Annotated in this window: 17 protein-coding genes; 14 read left to right on the top strand and 3 right to left on the bottom strand. The window is 64.0% G+C overall.

Annotated features, from left to right (window positions below):
• Nucleotides 1-94: 94 nt before the first annotated feature.
• The 3 genes from metH to EK23_RS04480 all read left to right on the top strand — a co-directional run bounded on the left by metH (nt 95) and on the right by EK23_RS04480 (nt 5,509).
• Entirely contained in the window at nt 95-3,796 is a 3,702-nt protein-coding gene (gene metH, locus EK23_RS04490) for a methionine synthase (RefSeq protein WP_045224117.1), read from the top strand.
• Entirely contained in the window at nt 3,793-4,035 is a 243-nt protein-coding gene (locus EK23_RS04485; protein WP_200892090.1) for a glutaredoxin family protein, read from the top strand. Before metH ends, EK23_RS04485 begins: the two co-directional genes overlap by 4 nt.
• Before the next feature lie 85 nt (nt 4,036-4,120).
• Nucleotides 4,121-5,509, top strand: coding sequence for a class II fumarate hydratase (locus tag EK23_RS04480; protein ID WP_045224413.1), 1,389 nt, complete (start codon nt 4,121-4,123; stop codon nt 5,507-5,509).
• Between the two features lie 112 nt (nt 5,510-5,621).
• On the opposite strand, the gene EK23_RS04475 is transcribed toward EK23_RS04480, so the two are convergent.
• Nucleotides 5,622-5,954: a DMT family transporter gene (locus EK23_RS04475; protein ID WP_045224115.1), complete on the bottom strand. Its 333-nt coding sequence runs from the start codon at nt 5,952-5,954 to the stop codon at nt 5,622-5,624.
• 1 nt (nt 5,955) lies between these two features.
• On the bottom strand, nt 5,956-7,707 hold the full coding sequence (locus tag EK23_RS04470; RefSeq protein WP_052807921.1) for an ArnT family glycosyltransferase: 1,752 nt from the start codon (nt 7,705-7,707) through the stop codon (nt 5,956-5,958).
• Nucleotides 7,708-7,988: 281 nt separating this feature from the next.
• Here EK23_RS04470 and EK23_RS04465 point away from each other — a divergent pair, with 281 nt between their 5' ends.
• The 6 genes from EK23_RS04465 (at nt 7,989) to EK23_RS04440 (ending at nt 14,522) form a co-directional block, all read left to right on the top strand.
• On the top strand, nt 7,989-9,434 hold the full coding sequence (locus tag EK23_RS04465) for a TolC family protein (RefSeq protein ID WP_052807920.1): 1,446 nt from the start codon (nt 7,989-7,991) through the stop codon (nt 9,432-9,434).
• Between the two features lie 5 nt (nt 9,435-9,439).
• Nucleotides 9,440-10,585 carry an efflux RND transporter periplasmic adaptor subunit gene (locus EK23_RS04460; protein ID WP_045224410.1) on the top strand — a complete coding sequence of 382 codons (1,146 nt, stop codon included), beginning with the start codon at nt 9,440-9,442 and terminating at the stop codon, nt 10,583-10,585.
• Nucleotides 10,585-11,298 (top strand): ABC transporter ATP-binding protein, encoded by a 714-nt coding sequence (locus EK23_RS04455; RefSeq protein WP_045224114.1) that lies wholly within the window; start codon nt 10,585-10,587, stop codon nt 11,296-11,298. The genes EK23_RS04460 and EK23_RS04455 overlap by 1 nt, the downstream gene beginning before the upstream one ends.
• Nucleotides 11,295-12,518: an ABC transporter permease gene (locus EK23_RS04450; protein WP_200892089.1), complete on the top strand. Its 1,224-nt coding sequence runs from the start codon at nt 11,295-11,297 to the stop codon at nt 12,516-12,518. Before EK23_RS04455 ends, EK23_RS04450 begins: the two co-directional genes overlap by 4 nt.
• 33 nt (nt 12,519-12,551) lie before the next feature.
• The gene (locus EK23_RS04445; RefSeq protein ID WP_045224113.1) at nt 12,552-14,150 is read left to right on the top strand and encodes an FAD-binding oxidoreductase; all 1,599 of its coding nucleotides are present in this window, start codon (nt 12,552-12,554) and stop codon (nt 14,148-14,150) included.
• A 153-nt stretch (nt 14,151-14,303) separates the two neighbouring features.
• The gene (locus EK23_RS04440; RefSeq protein WP_145998551.1) at nt 14,304-14,522 is read left to right on the top strand and encodes a hypothetical protein; all 219 of its coding nucleotides are present in this window, start codon (nt 14,304-14,306) and stop codon (nt 14,520-14,522) included.
• Nucleotides 14,523-14,540: 18 nt separating this feature from the next.
• Here the strand turns inward: EK23_RS04440 and EK23_RS04435 are convergent, their stop codons facing one another.
• The gene (locus tag EK23_RS04435; RefSeq protein ID WP_145998550.1) at nt 14,541-15,605 is read right to left on the bottom strand and encodes a Fe(II)-2OG oxygenase family protein; all 1,065 of its coding nucleotides are present in this window, start codon (nt 15,603-15,605) and stop codon (nt 14,541-14,543) included.
• A gap of 765 nt (nt 15,606-16,370) precedes the next feature.
• Here EK23_RS04435 and EK23_RS04430 point away from each other — a divergent pair.
• The 5 genes from EK23_RS04430 (at nt 16,371) to nirD (ending at nt 23,738) form a co-directional block, all read left to right on the top strand.
• On the top strand, nt 16,371-17,663 hold the full coding sequence (locus tag EK23_RS04430; RefSeq protein ID WP_200892088.1) for a CmpA/NrtA family ABC transporter substrate-binding protein: 1,293 nt from the start codon (nt 16,371-16,373) through the stop codon (nt 17,661-17,663).
• Between the two features lie 75 nt (nt 17,664-17,738).
• Complete coding sequence (locus tag EK23_RS04425) at nt 17,739-19,019, top strand: MFS transporter (protein WP_045224109.1); 1,281 nt, start codon at nt 17,739-17,741, stop codon at nt 19,017-19,019.
• 97 nt (nt 19,020-19,116) lie between these two features.
• On the top strand, nt 19,117-20,892 hold the full coding sequence (locus EK23_RS04420) for a bifunctional protein-serine/threonine kinase/phosphatase (RefSeq protein WP_045224108.1): 1,776 nt from the start codon (nt 19,117-19,119) through the stop codon (nt 20,890-20,892).
• Entirely contained in the window at nt 20,889-23,321 is a 2,433-nt protein-coding gene (gene nirB / locus EK23_RS04415; RefSeq protein WP_045224107.1) for a nitrite reductase large subunit NirB, read from the top strand. Before EK23_RS04420 ends, nirB begins: the two co-directional genes overlap by 4 nt.
• A gap of 78 nt (nt 23,322-23,399) precedes the next feature.
• On the top strand, nt 23,400-23,738 hold the full coding sequence (gene nirD / locus EK23_RS04410; RefSeq protein ID WP_045224106.1) for a nitrite reductase small subunit NirD: 339 nt from the start codon (nt 23,400-23,402) through the stop codon (nt 23,736-23,738).
• Nucleotides 23,739-23,765 lie beyond the last annotated feature (27 nt).

Raw genomic sequence — 23,765 nt, 5'->3', positions numbered from 1 at the left:
GCCAACCCCACGCAACCTGCGCGGTTTCAAGCGGCAGCGTAAACCTCTAAAATACGCCTATCACCAAGGATCGTCTTACCAAATAAAGCCGCCCATGACCAATCATCACCGCCAGCGCTCCGAACTGCTCACACAGCGACTTTCACAGCGCATCCTCTTCCTCGACGGCGCCATGGGCACCATGATACAGCGCTACAAGCTGCAGGAAGCCGATTACCGCGGAACCCGTTTTGCCGCTTGGCACCGCGACCTGAAGGGCAACAATGACCTCTTGTCCATCACCCAGCCCCATGTCATCGAGGCCATACACAAAGCCTACCTCGATGCGGGCGCGGACATTCTCGAAACCAATACCTTCAACGCCACCCGCATCGCTATGGCGGACTATGGCATGGAGGATCTCGCCTACGAAATCAACGTGGAGTCCGCACGCCTGGCGCGTCGCGCGGCCGACGAATTCGAGGCGAAGACGCCCGACAAGCCCCGCTTCGTGGCCGGTGTCCTGGGACCGACCAACCGCACGGCGTCCATATCCCCGGACGTCAACGATCCGGGCTTTCGCAACGTCAGCTTCGCCGAACTGGTGGACGCCTATTACGAATCCGCGCGCGGACTGGTGGAAGGCGGCGCCGACATCCTGCTGATCGAGACCATCTTCGACACCCTCAACGCCAAGGCGGCGGTGTTCGCGGTGGAGAAATTCTTCGAGGACCAGGGGTTCAAGCTGCCGGTGATGATTTCCGGCACCATCACCGATGCTTCCGGCCGCACCCTCTCCGGCCAAACCACCGAGGCCTTCTGGAACTCCCTGAAGCATGTCCAGCCCATCTCCTTTGGGCTGAACTGCGCCCTGGGCGCCAAGCAATTGCGCCAGTATGTGGAGGAACTCTCCCGCATCGCCGACACACGTGTCTCGGCCCACCCCAACGCCGGCCTGCCCAACGAGTTCGGCGAATACGACGAGTCCCCGGAGGCCATGGCCAAGGAAATCGCCGACTGGGCCGAGAACGGCTTCCTCAACATCATCGGCGGCTGCTGCGGCACCAGCCCGGCCCACATCAAGGCCATCCACGACGCCGTGCAGCATTTTCCGCCCAGGCAGATCCCCGACATCGAACCCCAGTGCCGCCTGGCCGGACTCGAACCCTTGAACATCGGGCCCCAGTCCCTGTTCGTCAACGTCGGCGAGCGCAGCAACGTCACCGGCTCCGCCCTGTTCCGCCGCCTGATCCGCGAGGAACGCTACGAGCAGGCCCTGGACGTGGCGCGCCAGCAGGTGGAGAACGGCGCGCAGATCATCGACATCAACATGGACGAGGGCATGCTGGACTCCAAGTCGGCCATGGTGCGCTTCCTGAATCTGATCGCCGCCGAACCGGATATTGCCCGCGTACCGGTGATGCTGGACTCGTCCAAATGGGAGATCCTCGAGGCTGGCCTCCAGTGCATCCAGGGCAAGGGCATCGTCAACTCCATTTCCATGAAGGAAGGCGAGGACACCTTCCTGCACCATGCGCGCCTGGCGCGCCGCTACGGCGCCGCGGTCATCGTCATGGCCTTCGACGAGCAGGGGCAGGCGGACACGGAAGAACGCAAGCTGGAAATCTGCACCCGCGCCTATCAACTGCTGACCGGCATGGGATTTCCGGCGGAAGATATCATCTTCGACCCGAACATCTTCGCCGTCGCCACCGGCATCGAGGAACACAACAACTACGGCGTCGACTTCATCGAGGCCACCCGCCGCATCAAGGCCACCCTGCCCCACGCCCTGGTTTCGGGGGGCGTGTCCAACGTGTCCTTCTCCTTCCGCGGCAATGACCCGGTGCGCGAAGCCATTCACGCCGTCTTCCTCTACCACGCCATCCAGGCGGGCATGAGCATGGGCATCGTCAACGCCGGACAGCTCGCCATCTACGACGAACTCCCGGCGGAGCTGCGCAACGCCGTCGAGGACGTGATCCTCAACCGCCGCCCGGACGCAACCGAGCGTCTGCTGGCGCTAGCCGACAGCTATCGCGGTGAGGGCGGTGCGGTGGAGCGCAAGGAGGACCTGGCCTGGCGCGATTGGCCAGTGACCAAGCGGCTGGAGCACGCCCTGGTGAAGGGCATCGACGAGTACATCGAGATCGACACCGAAGAGGCGCGCCAATCCGTCGCCCGCCCCCTCCATGTGATCGAGGGGCCGCTCATGGACGGCATGAACGTGGTAGGCGATCTGTTCGGCGCCGGCAAGATGTTCCTGCCCCAGGTGGTGAAATCGGCCCGCGTCATGAAGAAGGCCGTCGCCTATCTCATGCCCTACATGGAGGAAGAAAAGAACAGCCTGGGCGAGGTAAAGTCCGCGGGCAAGATCCTCATGGCCACGGTCAAGGGCGATGTGCACGACATCGGCAAGAACATCGTCGGCGTGGTGCTGCAGTGCAATGGCTTCGACGTGGTGGACCTGGGCGTCATGGTCGCGGCGGAGAAGATCCTGCAAACAGCCCGCGAGGAAAAGGTCGACATGATCGGGCTGAGCGGACTGATCACGCCCTCTTTGGACGAAATGGTCCACGTGGCCAAGGAGATGGAACGACAGGGCTTCACCATTCCCCTGCTCATCGGTGGCGCGACCACTTCGCGGGCGCACACCGCCGTGAAGATCGAGCCGCATTATTCCGCAGGCAGCACCGTCTACGTCACCGATGCCTCGCGTAGCGTGGGCGTCGCCAGCAGCCTGCTCAGCGAGGAACTGCGCGACGATTACGCCGCCAAGATCAGAAATGAGTACGCAGACGTGCGCCAGCGCCATGTGGGCCGCAAGGCGCAGACGCCCATGCATCCTCTGGCCGACGCGCGGGCCAATGCCTTCCATGGCGACTGGCACGACTACGCCCCTCCCAAGCCCGGCTTCCTCGGCATCCAGGTGCTGGACCGCTACCCGCTGGCCAAGATCGCCGAATGCATCGACTGGTCGCCCTTCTTCCAGACCTGGGAACTGGCCGGCAGCTACCCCAAGATCTTGGATGACTCCGTGGTGGGCGAGCACGCCCGCAACTTGTTCGCCGACGCCCAGGCCATGCTCAAGCTTATCGTCGACGAGGAATGGCTGAATGCGCGGGCGGTTTTCGGTTTCTTCCCGGCCAACGCGCAGGGCGACGATATCGTGCTCTACACCGATGAAGGCCGCAGCGAGGTGCTCACCACCCTGCACCACCTGCGTCAGCAGCACATCAAGCCGCCGGGCCAGCCCAACTATTGCCTCAGCGACTATGTGGCTCCCGTGGGCACCCCGGACTACATCGGCGCCTTCGCGGTGAGCGCGGGTGAAGGCATCGAGCGCAAGTTGCAGGCCTTTGCCGAACACCACGACGACTACAGCGCCATCATGCTCAAGGCGCTGGCCGACCGCCTGGCCGAGGCCTTCGCCGAGCATTTGCATGCCCGCGTGCGCCGGGAATTCTGGGCTTACGCGCCGGACGAGCATTTCAGCAATGAACAACTGATCGCCGAGGAATACCGCGGCATCCGGCCCGCGCCCGGCTATCCGGCCTGCCCGGACCACACCGAGAAGACCAGCCTGTTCCAATTGCTGGACCCGGAGCACAACGCCGGCATCAGCCTGACCGAGAGTTATGCCATGTACCCCGCCTCCGCCGTCAGCGGCTGGTATCTCGCCCATCCGGCGGCGCGCTATTTCAACGTGGGTAAGTTCAACCGTGACCAGGTGGAAGACTACGCGGCGCGCAAGGGCATGAGCCTCAAGGAAGCGGAGCGCTGGCTGGGCCCGAACCTGGCCTACGAGCCGGAGTGAGTCAAAGCCCGGTGTCGCGCCTGGTCCTGTTTTCCACGGAAGGCTGCCACCTCTGCGAAGAAGCGCTGGCGTTGCTGATTCCGTTGTGCGGCGATGACCCTCCGCAGATCATAGAAATCGCCGAAGACGACAGCCTGCTTGAACGCTACGGCAGCCGGATACCCGTCCTGCGCGAAAGGGAATCCGGCCGCGAACTCGACTGGCCCTTCGGCGCGGACGAGCTCCAGGCTTTCCTGTAGGAGCGGCGGCTCGCCGCGAACGCGTCGGCCATCGTGCCCCGAGGCGTCCTCTTTTACCCTCTCAAAACCCATTCGAAACATGACCATGACAGATTCCGCGTTCCGCATCGAAAAAGACAGCATGGGCGAACTCAAGGTCCCGGCCACCGCCCTCTACGCCGCCCAAACTCAGCGCGCCGTGGAAAACTTCCCGGTCAGCGGCATTCCCCTGCCCTTCGCCTTCATCCAGGCGGTGGCGCTGATCAAGCAGGGCGCGGCGAAGGTCAATGTGGAACTGGGGCTGCTGGACAAAGCCATTGGAGCCGCCATCGGACAGGCGGCGGAACAGATCCTGGCGGGCAAGCACGCGGAACAGTTCCCCCTGGACATCTTCCAGACCGGATCCGGCACCAGCACCAACATGAACGTGAACGAGGTGATCGCCACCCTCGCCAGCCAGGCGCTGGGCCAAGCGGTCAGCGCCAACGACCATGTCAACATGGGGCAGAGCAGCAATGACACCATCCCCAGCGCCATCCACGTCAGCGCCGCCCTGGCCTGCAATAGCGCCCTGATCCCGGCGCTGGAGCACCTCCAGGCGACCATTGGGGCCAAGGCCCGCTCCCTGGATTCCGTGGTGAAGACCGGCCGCACCCATCTCATGGATGCCATGCCCATCCGCCTGAGCCAGGAACTGGACGGCTGGGCCCTGCAAGTGGGCAACGGCGTGGAGCGGGTGCGCTCCGCCCTGCACCGAATCTACCGATTGGCGCAAGGTGGCACTGCGGTGGGCACCGGCATCAACGCCCATCCCGAGTTCGCCGGCAGGATCGCCGAGGCGCTGGCCGATGCCACCGGCCTGCCCTTCGCCCCCAACGCGTCCTTCTTCGAGAGCCTGAGCAGCCAGGATGCGGCGGTGGAGTTGTCGGGTCAGTTGAAGACCCTGGCCTGCAGCCTGATGAAGATCGCCAACGACCTGCGCTGGATGAATTCAGGTCCCCTCGCGGGCCTGGGCGAAATCGAACTGCCGGCCCTGCAGCCCGGTTCCAGCATCATGCCGGGCAAGGTCAACCCGGTGATTCCCGAGGCCGTCTGCATGGTTTGCGCCCAGGTGATCGGCAATGATGCCGCCATCACCATTGCCGGACAGTCCGGCTCCTTTCAGCTCAACGTGATGCTGCCCCTGGTCGCCCACAATCTGCTGCAAAGCATCCAGTTGCTGGCCAATGTCAGCCGCCTGCTGGCCGACAAGGCCATCGCCGATTTCACCGTGCGCAAGGACAACCTCAACCGGGCCCTGGCCCTGAATCCCATCCTGGTTACGGCCCTCAACCCCATCATCGGCTATGCCAAGGCGGCCGACATCGCCAAGACGGCCTACAAGACCCAGCGTCCCATCCTTGAGGTGGCGGAGGAGATGACCGGCATGGCGCGGGTGGAATTGGAGCGCCTGCTGGACCCGGCGCAGCTTACGGCGGGGGGCATCCAGGGCTGAGACGGCGGCATCCATCCACAAATGCCGTGGAAAGCCCTGTGGAAAAGGCTGTGCAAAGAGACAAAAGTTGATAAGAGTCAGGGTGTTGGCATAACTGGCCGAAAACTGGCCATCACTGCGCCAGCTTCAGTGTGATGACGCCGGCGATGATCAAGCCGGCGCCAAGATAACGCCCAAGACTGGCCGCATCGCCAAAAAACCAGATGCCTACAAGAAACGTCCCGGCGGCGCCGATGCCGGTCCACACCGCGTACGCGGTGCCCATGGGGATCTCGCGTTGCGCGAGCCACAGGAAAAATCCGCTTAGGGCCATGGCCACGACGGCGGCGACGATTCCCGGTAGTCGCCAGCCAGGCATCTGCGACAGCTTGAAGCCCAGAGGCCAGCCGATTTCCAGAAGCCCTGCCAGCACGAGACACGACCAATTGAACCAGGCGCCGCTCATGTCAGTGCCCAACCGGCGCCGGGGGCGGCCTGAACAAGGCGCCCCAGTACCGGTCGCCGAGTTGGACCACGCCGATGCCACGCTGCTTGGCGATAGCCTCCAGTTCCACGCGTCCCGACGCATTCGCCAACAGGTAGATGGGATGGCCGCTGCGCTTCAGCCAAGGACGCAGTTGGCCGAGAGGCACCACCCGGGCGGGGTCCAATGGCCCTGATCCCAGCCGGTAAAGCACATAGTTGCTGGTGAACTCCCGGGCATCGTCCGTGACGACAATTATCTCCCGCTGCAGATAGAAGGGCAGACCCGGCGGCAAACAGTGCAGGCAGGCCACTTCCACGTCGGCTGACAGGGGCAACATGGCCTGGGCCATGGCACGAAATGAACGTCCCTCCGTGATCAGGCGCAACAAGTCCGCATTGACGGTCACCGGCAACAGAGGCAGGGCGGCAAAGGCGGCAACTACCCATCGCCCCCGGGCAGATAGGGCAGCGCCGATCGCCAGAAGGGCCAGCAAGGCGAGGGAGATTCCCAGATGCCGCAGCGAAGGCGCGTAAGGCGCCCACTGTGCTGGAGTCCACTTGGCCAGCCACTGCCCGCCACCGAACTGACTCAGCAGGAAAATCGCCCCGACGCCGATCACCAGAATCAGGGCGAAGGCCGCCCGCCGCAGTGTCGCGCCGGTATCGTTGGCGACCATCGCAATAAAGCGAGCGAGCAAAAGCCCCAAGGCGACCACGGCCGACAGGATGTAACCAGGCAACTTGGACTGAGAAAGTGAAAAGAACAATACCACCACGGCCACCCAGACCATCAGCAGGCGTTCCGCGGAAGTCGATTCCGTCCGACGTTTCAAAACCCTCCAGACACCCTCCGGCAGCAGCAGACTCCAAGGGAAGACTCCCACCGCGATAACCACGCCGTAAAAGTAAAAAGGCTGGGTGCGCTTGAATTCGGCGGTGCCAAAGCGCGCGAGGGATTCCTTGATGAGTCCGTAATAGGCGAAGTCGGGATGCTGCCACACCAGGCTAAAGAACCAAGGGCCAACCACTCCGAGGAAGACCAGCCAGTGCGACGGAGCGAATAATCGCCATAGGGCCGCCCGTCGACGCTCCAGGGCAAAAAAGATCGAAAGGACCAGCAGTGGAATGACAAACCCCACTGGCCCCTTCACCAGGGTCGCCAGCGAGCCCATGACCGCCGCCAGCAAATGCCAGCGGGCGCGCGCCGATTCCAATCCCGGTCCCGTTTCGGCTCGATAGCCTGCAAAAATGGCGGCACATACGAACAGGGCCAGCATCATGTCGAAAATGACCAGGCGCGCAAAGGCCATGTACAACGGCGTCGTAGCCAGAATCACAACCGCCAGATCCGCAGTCCGCCTGTCGAACTCGCGACGCGCGAAGCCATGGGTAGCCGCCAACAGCGCCAGCGCGCACAACGCGGATGGAAGCCGCGCGGCCAGCTCGTTGACTCCCAGGACGGTAAAGACAAGGGCCACGCTCTTGAAAAAGAACGCCGGCTTGTCCAGGTAAACCAGACCGTCATAGGTCGGCACCAGCCAGGCGCCGTCTTCGAACATTTCCCGCGCGACTTCGGCGTTCCTCCCTTCGTCAGGTGCAATCAGCGCAAAATCGCCCAGATACAGGAACAGGCTGATCGCGGCCACCAGCCAGGGCAGGCTGTTCCCCCCAAGGGCCTTGAGTCGATCTACGTGGCTCTTGGAATCCATCACGAACGGAAAAGCCGGAGACATACGCAAGTTGCGCAGTTGGAGGAAGTTCGGTCGCGTAACATGAGCCCAGTGCCCCGTTCGGACAGACATAAAGCGGCGATGAACCTGAAGCCAACCATGCGGTCTATTTGTAGCGAGTACTGGCTTTATCATACCATTGTTCCTTGGCCTGCCGCCCGTGGTCTCTATGGGTGCCGGGCGCCGTTTCCGCGATAATTCGTGACCCGCTTATCCTCAAACTTCCCGACCTGATGTCATCGACAACCGGACCGGCTGTCTGCCTGCTGATTTTGACTGCCCAAATGCCGGCAACGTCCGCCCATGCCGGCCTGCCGCAGGCGCTGGAAGATCCGTTTGGCGTCCACGACCTGACCAGCGCCGGGCCAGCGGACTCGCCACACCCGGGAAGCGCACCGGCGGCGGATTGTGCCGGTGCCCCGCCGGCCACCGGATGGACCCTGCTGCAACTCATCGATCACGCCTTGTGCCACAATCCCAAAACGCGGCAGGCCTGGGCAGCAGCCCGGGTACAGGCGGCACAAGTCGGTGTGAACCAGGCGGCCTATCTGCCCACGCTGAACGCCAGCGGCACCATGATTCGAACCCAGAGTTCCTTCGTCAACAGTTCGGGAGCATCGTCCGCAGTCAACGGGGGCAATTTCCAGTTCCCAGAGCAGACCCGCATCAACCCCAGCGTTAGCCTGAATTACCTGCTATTCGATTTCGGCGGTCGCCGGGGCCGGCTGGAGAATGCCCGCAATGCCCTGGACGCCGCCAACTGGAACCACGATGCGGTCTTGCAGGGCGTCATCTTCTCCGCCGTGCAGGGCTATTTCCAGTATTTTGCCGCCCAGTCCGCGGTAGACGCCAACCGGGCCTCGGAACGCGCCAGCGCCGAGGCCCTGAAGGCGGCGCAGGTGCGTCATGACGTGGGCGCCGGTACCATCGCCGACGTGCTACAGGCCCAGACCGCCTTTTCCCAGGCCCATCTGAATGTGGTGAAGTCGGAGGGTGAAGCCGCCGTGGCCCTGGGCACCATGGCCAACGCCGCGGGACTGGACCCCAAGCCCGGGTTCAAGGTGGTCGGTCCGACCTTCTCCGAGCCGGACGCGCAGGGCGAGGCCGCGGTGGAGGCTCTGATCCAGGAGGCCCGCGGGCTGCGACCGGATCTGGCCGCAGCCGAAGCCCAGGTCCGCGCCGCCGAGGCCAATGTGGCGGTCGCTCGTTCGACGGGGCGGCCGACCCTGTCCTTTGTGGGCAGCTATACCTACAACTACGCCAGCGTCCTGCGGGATGTGGAAAACTGGCAGGTCGGCCTGCAGTTGAATGTTCCCCTGTTCACCGGATTCTCCAACACCTATCAGGTCAAGGCGGCGGAAGAACAGGTGGCGGCCCAGCAGGCCAGCCGCGACCAGTTGGCCCAGACCGTGGCGCTGGATGTCTGGCAGTCCTATTACACCCTGAACACCGCCAAGGAAGCCTTGGGCACCACCTCGGATCTGCTGACGAGCGCGCTGCAGTCCGAACAGGTGGCCCTGGGGCGCTACAAGGCCGGGGTGGGCAACATACTGGACTTGCTTACCACCCAGGCCAGCCTGGCCAGTGCCCGCGTGCAGAAAATCCAGGCCCAGTTCACCTGGGCCATTTCCCGCGCCAAGCTGGCCCAGGCCATAGGCGCGCTGGACCTCGGGGGCCTGGCCAGCACCCTGCCGGACGCCCTGGACTCCCACCGCAAAACGGGCAAGTGACCGACATGGCAAAGCAATCCGCCACCCGCAAAACCCTCGTCGCCGCAGCCTTGCTGCTGGTCCTGGCCGGGTGTTACCTGGCCTACCGTCACTTCAATCCGCCGGTACCACCGGAGCAGTTCCGCGTGGCCAGGATCGAGCGCGGCGACATCGTCAAGACCGTGTCCGCCAACGGCACCCTGGTTCCCGTGGTGCTGGTCAACGTGGGCACCCAGGTATCCGGCACCATCGCCAGGATCAATGCCGACTACAATGATCGCGTCCGCCAGGGCCAGGTTCTCGCCGAACTGGACCCGGCCCTGATCAAGGCCCAGCTGGCGCAGAGCCAGGCGGCAGTGGCCAATGCCATGGCCTCCCTCAAACTGGCTGAAGCCAACGAGCAGCGCAGCCGGGCCCTCTACAAGCAGGACTACGTGCCCAAGGCCGATCTGGACCAGGCCGTGCAGGCGGTGGAATCGGCCCGCGCGCAACTGGCCCAATCCCAGGCCCAGGTCAGCCGCGACCGGACCAACCTGGGCTATTCGGTGATCACCTCGCCCGTCTCGGGCGTCGTCGTGTCCCGCAACGTGGATGTAGGCCAGACCGTAGCGGCGAGCTTTCAGACCCCGACTCTGTTCAGCATCGCCCAGGACCTCAAGAAGATGCAGATCGACACCACGGTGGCGGAAGCGGACGTGGGTTCCATCCGGGTCGGGCAGGCCGTGCGATTCACCGTGGATGCCTTCCCTGACCGCGGTTTCCAGGGCAGCGTCAGGCAAATCCGCCTCAATGCCCAGGTGCTGCAGAACGTGGTCACCTACAACGTGGTGATCGACGTGGCCAACCCTGACGAAGCCTTGCTCCCCGGCATGACAGCCTTCGTCAACATCGCCGTGGCAGAGCGCCACGACGTGCCGCGCCTGCCCTTGGCTGCCCTGCGCTTCAAGCCCGAGGGCAGCGAGAAAGCGCCAGGCGGCAAGACCGTCTACCTGGACCGCGACGGCCAGGCGGTGCCGACGCCCGTGCAACTGGGCCTGGCGGATGGGCGCTTCGCGGAGATCCTGGGTGGCACGCCCCGGGAGGGCGACCCGGTGATCCTGGAAGACCTCAGCCAGGCCAAGACCGACTCACGCGCCCAACCGCCGTCCAGCTTCCGCCTGCGGGCCTTTTGATGACCCTGGTCCGCGTCGAGAACCTGGCGAAGTCCTATGAAACGCCCGGCGGCATCGCCGTGCCGGTGCTGGATCAGGTCAGCTTCCGCATCGAGCCGGGGGAGTTCGTGGCCATCATGGGACACTCCGGTTCTGGCAAGTCCACCCTGATGAATATACTGGGCTGCCTGGACACCCCCAGTTCCGGTCATTATTTCCTGGCCGGCCGCGACACCGCTGAGCTGGATGGCAATGAACTGGCCGAGTTGCGCAACCGGCTCATCGGCTTCGTATTCCAGGGCTTCAACCTGCTGCCGCGCATCAGCGTGCTGGACAATGTGGCCCTTCCCCTGATCTACGCCGGAGTGGGCGCCAAACAGCGCCGCCAGCGCGCCCTGGACATGTTGGGACCGGTAGGCCTGGCCGGACTGGCGGAACGGCGCCCCAGCCAGCTTTCCGGCGGGCAGCAGCAGCGCGTGGCCATTGCCCGCGCCCTGGTGACAGGGCCACGACTGATCCTGGCCGACGAGCCTACGGGCAACCTGGATACCCATACCAGTGAAGAGATCATGGGCATTTTCCACAGGCTGAATGCGAACAACGGCATCACCATCGTACTGGTTACACACGAGTCCGACATCGCCCATTATGCGCGGCGTCTGATCCGCATCGTCGATGGCCGCATGGCCGCCGACGGCCCTGTCGCTCAGATACTCGGGGCAGTCACCGCATGATGCTGGGAGCCCTTCTGGGTGAAGGCTGGGGCGCCATGCGCGCCAACCGCCTGCGCACCCTTTTGACCATGCTCGGCATGGTGATTGGCGTCGGAGCCGTCATATTGATGCTGGCCATTGGCCAGGGCGCCCAGTTGACCGTCAATGAATCCATCGCCTCCATGGGCAGCAATCTGTTCATTGTACTGTCCGGCTCCTCCACCTCCGGCGGCGCGCGCCTGGGTTCGGGCTCCGTGCCCACCCTGCGCCTGGCCGACGCCCAGGCCATTGCCGATCTGCCGGACGTGGAAGCGGTCACCCCGATCCTGCCCAACACCGCGCAGGTGGTCTACGGCTCCGGCAACTGGAACACCACCGTGGCCGGCGCCACCCCCGCCTACCTCAAGGTACGCGACTGGCCCGTGAGCAACGGCCAGCCTTTCAGCGACAGCGACGTGCGCTCGGTTACCCGGGTCGCCCTCCTCGGCCAGACCGTGGTGAGCAACCTGTTCGGCGACGAAGACCCGGTCGGCAAGACGGTCCGCATAAAGAACAGCCCCTTCCTGGTGGTGGGCGTCCTGGACCCCAAGGGCCAGAGCCTGGACGGACGGGACCAGGACGATACCGTGCTGGTGCCGGTCACCACGGCGCAGCGCCAGTTGTTCGGCAACCAGTTTCCGGGCATGGTGCGCTTCATCATGGTGAAGGCCAAGTCGGCCGAGGCGATGAACCGCCTGGAACGCAGCCTCACGGACTTGCTGCGCACGCGCCATCGCATCCGCGAGGAACAGGACGACGATTTCAGCGTGCGCAACCTCACCGCCATGGCACAGGCCGCCGCCGCCACTACCAAAGTCATGTCGGGCATGCTGGGCGCCATCGCCTCGGTCTCGCTGCTGGTGGGCGGGATCGGCATCATGAACATCATGCTGGTCTCGGTCACCGAGCGCACGCGCGAAATCGGCATCCGCGTGGCCATCGGCGCGCGCCGCCGCGACATCCTCTTGCAATTCCTGTTCGAGGCGGTCCTGATTTCCGTCTCGGGCAGCCTCATCGGCGTGCTACTCGGCATCGGCTGCGCCTGGGCCGTGAGCCATTTCGCCGAGATGGTTGTGGTGGTGACCATGGGCTCGGTACTGCTGGCCTTCGGCGTCGCCGCCGCCGTTGGCGTGTTTTTCGGGTTTTATCCCGCCCGCCGCGCCGCCGACCTCAAACCTATCGAAGCCTTGCGCTATCAGTGATTCGCAGCACCATCCCGCATCCGGAGACCTTCCTTGAGATCTGAACCTTCGACTGGCTCGCGCCTGTTCGAGCACCTGCTCACCCACTACCGCGGCATCTTCGCCACCTTGTTCCTGCTTCCCCTGTCCCTGGCCTACAACGGCTGGACCTGGGCCAGACGCCGGCTGGAGCGCGTCTTGAGCGATGCGCCGCAACGTCACGAAGAGCGGGTCGCCACAGTGATCGCTCAAATCCGGGAATGGAAAGCCCAGGGCGCGCAGGAGAAGCTCTGCACCGCCCGTTCCGGCTGGCAGACCATGAGCGAGATGGTGCCGCGCTATAAGCTGACCCACCGCAATATACGCGTCGACCTGCACCAGATCCTGCACCTGGACGAAACACGCGGCTGCGTGGCGGTGGAGCCACTGGTGACCATGGGCGAATTGTCACGGTATTTGCTGCGCCGCGGCTGGACCCTGGCGGTGGTGCCGGAACTGGACGATCTCACCGTAGGCGGCCTGATCATGGGCTTCGGGGTGGAAAGCAGCAGCCACAAGCACGGCCTGTTCCAGCACATCTGCCTATCCTTGGACGTAGTCACCGCCGACGGCGAGTTGCTGCATTGCAGTCCGCAGGAGAACTCCGAGCTGTTCTACCTGCTGCCCTGGAGCCACGGCACCCTGGGCTTTTTGGTAGCCGCCGAGTTGAAGCTCGTCCGCGCGCAAGCCTATGTGCGTATCGAATACCAACCCGTACGGGGCCTGGAGCCCATGGTCGCAGCCTTCGAACAGGCCAGCCGCGACACCGAAAGCAACGATTTCGTCGAAGGCCTGGTCTACAGCCGGGACAGCGCGGTCATCATGCGCGGCCGACTGGCCGCCGCGCCGGATGGGGATGGCCCGGTGAATCCCATAGGTCGCTGGTACCAGCCCTGGTTCTACCGGCAGGTCCGAAACTATCTGGAGCAAGACCGTGTTGGTGTCGAGTACCTGCCCTTACGCCATTACTTTCATCGCCACACCCGCAGCTATTTCTGGATGATGGAAGAGATCATCCCCTTCGGCAATCATCCGCTGTTCCGCTATCTCCTCGGCTGGGCGCTGCCGCCCAAGATCGGCCTGCTCAAGTACACGGAAACCGAGACAACCCGGCGGCTGAGCGAGAAATACCAGGTCTTGCAAGACATGCTGATGCCCATGCGGCATCTCAAGGCTTCCATTGAGTACTTTGACCGGCATTTCGGGGTATACCCGCTGTGGCTGTCCCCCATGGCCATACCGGACAACCCGGAGCATCTGGGCCTGGTGCATCCCCACCGCCGCGAGGATGGCAGCCTTGACGAACTGTTCGTGGATGTCGGCGCCTACGGCATGGTGCGCAAGCCCGAATTCGACAGCGTCGACGCCCTGCCCAGGCTGGAGCAGTTCGTGCTGGATCACGGCGGCTACCAGGCCTTGTACGCCAAGACCTGTCTGGACCGGGAGGGCTTTCGGCGCATGTTCGACCATTCCGCCTACGATCGCCTGAGGGCAAGTCTGCCCCACTGCCGTGAGGCCTTCGGCGAGATATACGACAAGGTATCGGCGCAGGCTCGCGTTGCGCCGGTGGAAATGCGCAAGCTGCAGAAGGCGCCGCGCACGGACCGGGCCTGAGCTAAGTGTCCCCTGAGCGGCCGGTTGACGGCGCATCGGGCAAAAATTCAAGCATGTCCTATAGTTAAGCTTGATCGGGAATTTGATTTCCGAGTCACGAGGGAGCGCCCACCAGCATAGATGCGGGACGCACCGGATGCCCACGGAGATTTCATGACACAGCTTGCAATGAACGCGAACACCGAAAGCGCCGCGCAGGCCACGCTGCGCAAGCGAACCGGCTTCAATGCGACGCCTCTTGGCAGCGCTGCGCTGAAAGCCGCAACCGAGGGCTGGACCCTCATCCTGCAGACACCGGATGCCGGGACATGCCGGCACGGTGAGACCGCAGCCCCCAAGCCTTCGCCCGCGGCCGGCAGCCCCCTCGGCTGATTGCCATCCGATCTGACCTCAGCCGCCTCGGGCGCCACGGGCTGCCATCACCCACCTCCTCAACACTGGGCCAATTGGCACTTCGCTGCTGCCGCCAACCGGCGCGATAGGGCCATGGACGGCCTTGCGATTGTTGATCACCAACACGTCCCCTGGAAGCATTTTCACCTGCCGGGTCGCTGAGACCAAGGCAGCCTGGTAGGCTCGCAGGGCTGCTTCCGCTTCCGGACTGACGGCCATGATGCCGGAGCCGCCGAGGCGCGTATGCAGGCTCCCGGCCTCGTCCCAGAGCAAGGGATGGGGGCAGGACCAGATCCGCCGCATGCCCGCCGCATCGGCCCCGCAGTTTTCGGCCATGCGAAAAAGCGGCTGACGCAATAGCACCGCTTCCTCCTCGGCCAGCGTGTCCACGGCTTCCTTCGCAGTGGCCACGTCAATGCTCAGGGTCCGGCGTTGGTCCTGAGCGGCGCGCAGGTAAAGCAGAAAGGAGGGCGGAATCGCGCGATGCGCAGCCGCGGTCCTCAAACCTTTCGGCCCACTCGTATCCGGATAGATATCACCGTTAAGGATCAAATTCTCCGCCGCTGCGCTGTTTTGGCGCCCATCCGCTGCATCCGGAACACCCAGTACGCACGCCAACGCACCGAGCACCGCCTCCGCGACGACCCTTTCGGCAAGCGGCTTTAGAGATTTCGGACCTGGATTTGACGGATTGGTGTCCAGTGGCAGCCCGCGCAGCAGGAGCGTCCCGGGTGCACCGGGATCGCTGCGGAACAGGGTCAAGGCCATGGCAATACTGTCGGGCAGATAGCCGGCTAGATGCCGGCAATAGCCCAAGAAGGCCTGAGGCTCCGCAACCGGCGATGGAGCACCCACCGCCTGTTTATACAGGACGGCCCTGTGTCTAGCAGCCAGTGCCACCTCCCAAACCCTGCCCAGGCTGACGGGCTCACCCAGCGGGGACTGGCCGTACCGGACCCTCTTCTCAGTTCCCCCCGCCCAGGGATCGGCCCAGCCCCAGGACCCGCCACTGAAACCTAACCTGGCGAAACTGCTCAAATAATTCCATGCCGAAACCTTCATTGGTTGCCCCCTAGCCCACAACAGCCCGAGGACTGTCATCGTAAGGGCACCAGCAGGTGTGTCTATGCGAAAAATTACCGCTGAAGGGGTGAAGAATTCCGCGCAGTTAGGGAACTGACGCATCATCTTGAGGAATGGGAAGCGCACGGATCGCGCCGGACGCTGGGAAGGCGGCACTTGGCCGCCTTCATGAGGTCCCTGCGTACTGTCCCTGCACGTTCGCGCTCGATTGGGTTTTTGGCGGCTTCCGCACCGCCTCAGCTCTCCTAGTTTACTGCCTGGGCGACTCGTAACGCTCGATGAGCGAGGTGGGAACACCTTGAAAGAGTCGCCGGGTGGAGCTCTCGGGCTTCGTTAAAGAACCACAACTCCTATCAAGCAATTTCAAAGCCAACCATTAGTCTGTTGAATTTTATGAGCTTTCCGACAGGGCCACTGATCTTGGGCCGTCACTGGAAAATTTTCCGACACGACCTCCCGTTTTCTCCCGAACGCTGCCAGCTGCGCACATATTGGGCAATCCGGCCCTGCAATGGTGCGGATTCATCGGCGTATCCCGTCCAAGATATAAGTAAGCCATTGATTTATAGATACCCATAAATGCCATTGAGGCTGGCACAACTACTGCTTTATTCAATTTGAAAGGCAGTTTCGCCAACGGCGGCGAAGCTGTCACGGACAAAGGCGTCCGCGAGGCATTGTCAGTTTTTTTGACAGTCGGCTCGCAGGCGTCTTTTTTTTTGCCCACTCTCCAGGAGCAGACTCTTGAACAGCTCAACAGATACTGTGCCCAAGCCACTGGCCTGGCGGGCTGCGCCGGAGCACCCGCACCTGAACCTTGGCTTCATTCCTTTGAGCGACTGCGCACCGCTCGTGGTTGCGCAGCAAATGGGCTTCTTTGGCGCCTGCGGCCTCGAGGTCACGCTGACGCGCGAGCCCTCCTGGGCCAACATCCGGGACAAGGTCTGCTTCGGCTCCCTGGACGGTGGTCAAATGCTGGCGGGAATGCCCATCGCGGCCAGTCTGGGCGCAGATGCTTTCCAGATGCCCATGGTTACCGCGTTCTCCATGAGCCTGAACGGAAATGCCATCACCGTCGCAGAGCCCTTGTACCAACGGCTCAAGGAGATTGAGCCCGCCTTGTGCCGGCGCGGCCCCCAGGACGCCAGCCCCCTGAAGACCCTGATCGAACAGGACAAGGCAAGGGGCAAGCCACCCATGCGCTTCGCCATGGTGTTTCCCTGCTCGAGCCACAACTACCTGCTGCGCTACTGGCTTGCCGCGGCCGGCATAGACCCCGACCACGACGTGGAGCTCTGCGTCATCCCGCCGCCACAGATGGTCTCCCAGTTACGGGAAGGATGGATAGATGGATTCTGCGTAGGAGAGCCATGGAATTCCGTGGCCGTGGAGGAAGGCGTCGGCAGCGTCCTGATCTGCAGCTACGACATCTGGAACAACCACCCCGAGAAAGTGCTGGGGGTGACCCGGGATTTTGCCGAGCGCTACCCCGACACCCACCTGGCCCTGGTAGTCGCCCTCATACAGGCCGCGCGCTGGCTGGACGACCCGGCACATCGGGCGGAGGCGGCCACGCTGCTGGCGCGGCCGGAATATCTCAACCTGCCCGAGCAGCTCTTGCAGGCCGGCTTGTGCGGGCAGTTCCGCCATCGCCGGGATACCGAAATCAGGCCAATGCCGGACTTCCATGTCTTCCATCGCTATGCGGCCAACTTTCCCTGGGTCTCGCACGCCCAATGGCTCATCACGCAGATGCTGCGCTGGGGGCAGATCCAGCCGCCCTTGGACGTTCCAGCCCTGGCGGCGGAAATCTATCGGCCGGACATCTACCGCCGTGCCGCGGCCGTCCTCGGGCTCCCTTGCCCGCCCGAAAACGGCAAGCCGGAAGGCATACACGAGCAAAGCTGGCTGCTCGCCACCCACAACGACAGCTTCGACCTGGGGCCGGACCGTTTTCTGGACGGCGCGGTCTTCGACCCCTCCGGCGCCAGGCCAGACAACCCGCCCACCTCCAGACCGGGTTGTCACGAACACTAGGCAGCCCCGCGGAACGGGATACTTAACACCTCGACCCGTGGCATTGAGCACTTCAACCCACCAACAGGACCGAACATGAACTTCCGCGAATTCAAACAAGCCGGCCACTGGCCCACCCTGCTCTCCGCGTTTCTCTATTTCGACGTCTCCTTCATGGTGTGGGTCATGCTGGGCCCCCTGTCCCTGTACATCACCCAGGAACTGGGGATGCCGGTTGAAGAAAAGTTCACCGTCGTCGCCATTCCGATCCTCTGCGGCGCCCTGTTGCGCATCCCCCTGGGCATGTTGGCCGACCACTTCGGGCCCAAGCTCACCGGCATCCTGGCGCAGTTGGGGGTCATGCTGGGCATGGGCTACGTGTTCCTGTTCGGCCTGCATTCCAAACTGGAACTGGAACTGCTCGGATTCGTCCTTGGCGTGGCCGGGGCCAGTTTCTCCGTGGCCCTGCCCCAGGCCAGCCGCTGGTATCCCCCCAAATATCAAGGCATCGTCATGGGCATCGCCGGCGCCGGCAACATGGGCGTGGTGCTGGACTCCATGATCGTGCCCTGGCTCGCGGAGAAATTCGGCTGGCAATCGGTGTTCGGATTCCTGCTGGTGCCCTTGCTGCTGGTATTCGCGTTCTATGCGGCGATGGTGAAGGACGCTCCGGAAAAGCGGGCGCCGGTCAGCCTGCGCAATTACGGCAAGCTGTTGAAGGACGTGGACAGCTGGTGGTTCATGTTCTTCTACTCCATCACCTTCGGCGGCTTCGTCGGGCTGGGTAACGCCCTGCCCCTGTATTTCAGCAACTGGTACCACGTGTCTGGCATCGCGGCCGGCCTGATGGTCGCCATCGTGGTCTTCGCCGGTTCCATGTTCCGCCCTCTGGGCGGCTATCTGGCGGACCGCATCGGCGGCGTGCGCGCCCTGCAGATTCTGTTCGTGGTGGTCGCCCTGGCCTATGCGAGCATCGCCTTCCTGCCGGAAGGTCCTGCGCCGGCCCTGGGACAGGTCGCCGACGCCAAGGTGGCCGGCTGGAGCCTCGCCACCATGCCGGGCATCGCCTGGGCCGCGACGGCCATCTTCTTTATGGGCGCCATGGCGCTGGGCATGGGCAATGGCGCCGTTTTCCAGCTCGTGCCGTTGCGCTTTCGCGGCGAAATCGGCGTCATGACCGGGCTGGTCGGCGCCGCCGGGGGCGTGGGCGGCTTCTTCCTCGCCAAGTCACTCGGCATCTCCTGGGAATTGAAGCACAGCTTCGGGCCGGGCTTTTCCCTGTTCGCGGCCCTTCCGCTGCTGGGCCTGTTCGGCCTGATCATGGTCAAGCGGCGCTGGCGCACCACCTGGGGCGCGCTCTCCGGAGCCAAGGTCTGAAGGCGTCATCATGCGATCGAAAGCCCGCATCCTGCCCTTTCCGCTACGCGGTGACCCGAGGCCATCCGCCCCGCGCGGCCGCGAACGAGGCCGCTCGATGAGCGAACCCCGCCTGCAAGCCCTGGTGGGGATCGCCAGCCTGACGGGCCGGCGCGAGGACAACCAGGACTTTGCCGCCTGCCAGCCGGCGGAGCCGGGTACCTCGGGGGTAGGCGAGATCATGGCCGCCGTGGCCGATGGCGTCAGCGGCGCCCGCGGCGGGCGGGTGGCGGCCGAGACGAGCGTGCGCGCCTTCCTGGACGGTTATGGGGACTATCCAAGATCCCTGGGCGCCGCGCAGGCCGCCTTCAGGTGCCTGGACGCCATCAATCAGTGGATTCATGCCCTCGGCAAGCGCGATGCGGAACTCGCCGGAATGGCGACCACCTTCAGCGCCTTGATCCTCTGCCATCGCCAGGCACATGTGCTGCATGTGGGCGATTCGCGGATCTACCGCCTGCGCGGCGAAATCCTGGAGCGGCTGACCGAGGATCATACCCTCAACAATCCAAATCTCGACCACGTCCTCTACCGAGCGGTGGGTATCGAGGAACGCCTGCGCAGCGACAGTGCCGTCCACGCCCTGGAGGCCCACGACCGCTTCCTGCTGTGCACGGACGGCTTGCATGCGATCTTGCGCGACAGCGAGATCAAGAGCCTGCTGCTGCAGCGCCAATCGCCGGAGAGCACCGCCGCCGAACTGGCCGATCTGGCCTTCAAGCGCGGCAGCCAGGACAACATTACCGCCCTGGTGGTGGATGTGGTCAGCCTGCCGCCGCCGGACCGTTCCCTGCTGGAGCAGTCCGTCCGCGCCCTGCCCGTGCTGGATCTGCCCAAGGCCGGCCAGAGCGTTGATGGATTCGAACTGGAGCGGGTGCTTTCCCAGGGACGCTACAGCAGCTTGCTCCTGGCCAGAGACCCGCAAAATGAACGTCGGGTGGTGCTCAAGTTTCCCCACCCCCAGGTGGCCAGTGTCCGCGAGTACCACGACGCCTTCCTGCGCGAGGCCTGGATCGGCGCCCGCGTGAAAAGCCCCTGGGTGGCCGAGATCGTGGATATGCCGGAGGGACGGCAGTCGCGGCTTTACACGGTGCTGCCCTACTACCCCGGCAAGACCCTGGAGCAACGGATCAGGGCCGCCGGGGCAATCGGCCTGCACGAAGGCGTGGCGCTCGCGGTACTGTTGTGCAAGGCGATTCATGCCTTGCACCGGCTGCGCATCGTGCACCGGGACATCAAGCCCGACAACGTCATGATCCTGGAGGATGGCGGCCTGAAGCTGCTCGATCTGGGCGTCGCGCGCATGCCCGCCTGGGACGAGGCGGTGGATGCGCCGATTCCGGGGACCGCCAGTTACATGGCGCCGGAGCAATTCCACGGCGAGCGCGGCAATGTGAGCACCGATATTTTTGCGGCCGGCGTGAGCCTGTATCGAATGTTCGCCCGGGGCGCCTACCCTTACGGCGAGACCGAGCCCTTCAGCACGCCGCGCTACAAAGCGGCCCCGAGACCCCTGGCCCGTCACCGCCCGGATCTTCCCGCCTGGCTGGGCGTGGTGCTGGCGCGCGCCCTGGCCGTCGATCCGGCGGAACGCTATGACGACATCATGGAACTGGCCTACGAACTGGAAAACGGCCTCGCCCAGGGCGCTCCGGTGATGCCGCGCAAGCGTCCCCTGTATGAACGCAATCCCCTGTTGTTCTGGAAGGCCACCGCGCTGATGCTCCTGCTTGCCTTGCTGGCCGCCTTTGGCCGCCTCGCCGGCGCGAATCCGCCCCCGCCTTCCCACTCCGAATTTCACGATCCGACAGTCACAAGAGGTTCCCAACGATGAAAGAAAAATTGGTCTTGGTGGGCAACGGCATGGCCGGCGTGCGAACCCTCGAGGAGTTGTTGAAGATTGCGCCGGACAAGTACGACATCACCGTCTTCGGCGCGGAACCTCACGGTAACTACAACCGCATCCTGCTCTCGCCGGTGCTGGCCGGGGAAAAGACCTTGAACGATATCGTCATCAACGACGAGGCCTGGTACCGGGATCACGGCATCACCCTGCACACCGGCAAGACGGTGCACCGCATCGACCGCAAGCGCCGCACGGTTCATGGCGATGACGGTACCGTCGCCGAGTACAGCCGGCTGCTGCTGGCCACCGGCTCCACGCCCTTCATCCTGCCGGTGCCCGGACGAGACCTGGATGGTGTGGTCGGTTTTCGCGACATCCAGGATGTGCACCGCATGCTGCAGGCATCCCGCCAGCACAAGCACGCCGTGGTCATCGGCGGCGGCCTGCTGGGTCTGGAGGCCGCCAACGGACTGCTGAAGCAGGGCATGTCGGTCACCGTGGTGCACGTGCTGGACACCCTCATGGAGCGTCAGCTGGATAAGCCGGCGGCGGCCCTGTTGCAACGCTCTCTGGAAGAGACCGGCCTCAACTTCATGCTGGAAGCCCAGACCGAGGCCCTGTTGGGCACCGAGCGCGTCACCGGCGTGCGCTTCAAGAACGGCACCGAAATACCCGCCGACCTGGTGGTCATGGCCGTGGGAATACGCCCCAACATCGAACTGGCCAAATCCGCCCGGCTCCACTGCGAGCGCGGCATCATCGTCAACGACACCCTGCAGACCTACGATCCGCGGATTTATGCGGTGGGCGAATGCGTGCAGCACCGCGGCAATCTGTTCGGCCTGGTGGCGCCCTTGTTCGAGCAGGCCAAGGTGTGCGCCAACCACCTGGCGGAATACGGCATCGGCCGCTACCAAGGCTCGGTCACCTCGACCAAGCTCAAGGTCACGGGCATCGACCTGTTCTCCGCCGGGGACTTCCAGGGCGGAGCGGGCTGCGACGACCTGGTGTTCCAGGACCCGGCGCGCGGTGTCTACAAGAAGCTGGTGGTGAAGGACAACCGCGTCAAGGGCGCGGTGCTGTATGGGGACACGGTGGACGGCTCCTGGTACTTCCAGCTCATGCGCGAGGGCACCGACATCAGCGACTTCCGCGAGACCGTGCTGTTCGGGCGCGCTCACATGGCCGATGCCGGGCGCGAAGGGAGCAGTGTCATGTCCATGACCGACGATGCGGAAATCTGCGGCTGCAACGGTGTCTGCAAGAAAACCATCGTCGATGCCATCGTCGGCCAGAAGCTGTTCACCCTGGACGAAGTGCGCTCCCACACCAAGGCTTCCGCGTCCTGCGGTTCCTGCACCGGCCTGGTGGAGCAGATCCTGGCGGCCACGGTGGGCAACTACGACCAGACGCCCAAGGAGAAACCCCTGTGCAAGTGCACCGAGCACTCCCACGATACCGTGCGCGCAGCCATCCGTGATCAGCGGCTGAAGAGCATGGAGGATGTGTTCAGGGCCCTGGAATGGAAGAGCCCGGACGGCTGCCAAAGCTGCCGCCCGGCCCTCAACTACTACCTGCTGTGCGCCTGGCCTGACCAGTACCAGGATGACCCGCAATCGCGCTTCATCAACGAGCGCGTCCATGCCAACATTCAGAAGGACGGCACCTACTCGGTGGTGCCGCGCATGTGGGGCGGCCTGACCACGCCCAAGGAACTGCGCGCCATCGCCGATGTGGCCGACAAATTCAGCATACCCACGGTCAAGGTCACCGGTGGCCAGCGCATCGACCTGCTGGGCGTCAAAAAGGAGGACCTGCCCAAGGTGTGGGCCGATCTCAATGCCGCCGGCATGGTCTCCGGACACGCCTATGGCAAGTCCCTGCGCACGGTGAAAACCTGCGTGGGTTCGGAGTGGTGCCGCTTCGGCACCCAGGATTCCACAGGCTTGGGGGTGCAGTTGGAAAAAATGACCTGGGGCTCCTGGACTCCGCACAAGTTCAAGATGGCGGTGTCCGGCTGTCCGCGCAACTGCGCCGAGGCCACCATCAAGGACTTTGGCGTCATCTGTGTCGATTCCGGCTATGAGATCCATGTGGGCGGCAACGGCGGCATCAAGATCCGCGGCACCGACCTACTCTGCAAGGCCGGCACGGAAGCGGAAGTGAAAGAATACTGCGGCGCATTCATGCAGCTCTACCGCGAGGAGGGCCGTTACCTGGAGCGCACCGCGCCCTGGATCGAACGCGTGGGGCTGTCCTATGTCAGATCGCGCGTGGTTGAGGACGAGGAAGGCCGCAAGGCGCTGTACAACCGTTTTCTCGCATCGCAGCAGACGGCCCAGTTCGACCCCTGGGAACAGCATGCCCAGGAACCCAAGCGGCTTGAATTCGAGCCGCTGAAAGTGGGCACATTGTAAACGCTGTTATCTGCGCCCAACGCACGCCCGACACATAACCAGAGACCAACAGCCGGCCTGACCGGCAACGAGAGCGACATGAACGAATGGCTGGCAATCGGCAGTTTGGAAGACATCCCGCGGCAAGGTTCCCGCGTCCTCGAAACCGCCTTCGGCGACATCGCCCTGTTCCGCACCCACGGTGACGAGGTATTCGCGTTGCGCGACCGCTGCCCGCACAAGGGCGGCCCCTTATCGCAGGGCATCGTCCACGGGCGCCGTGTTGCCTGCCCGCTGCACAACTGGGTGATCGATCTGGCCTCCGGCGAGGCGGTGGCGCCTGACAAAGGCTGCGCGCAGCGCTTTGCCGTCAAGGTCGAAAACGGCGCGGTGTACCTGGCACGCGCGTTTGAATCGCAAGCCTCCGTGGCTGCCTGAAGCACCCCATAGTTCCGAGTTCGAGCG

It is taken from the genome of Methyloterricola oryzae (assembly GCF_000934725.1).
Classification (GTDB): Bacteria; Pseudomonadota; Gammaproteobacteria; order Methylococcales; family Methylococcaceae; genus Methyloterricola; species Methyloterricola oryzae.
This window is presented reverse-complemented; position numbering and strand designations above follow the sequence as displayed.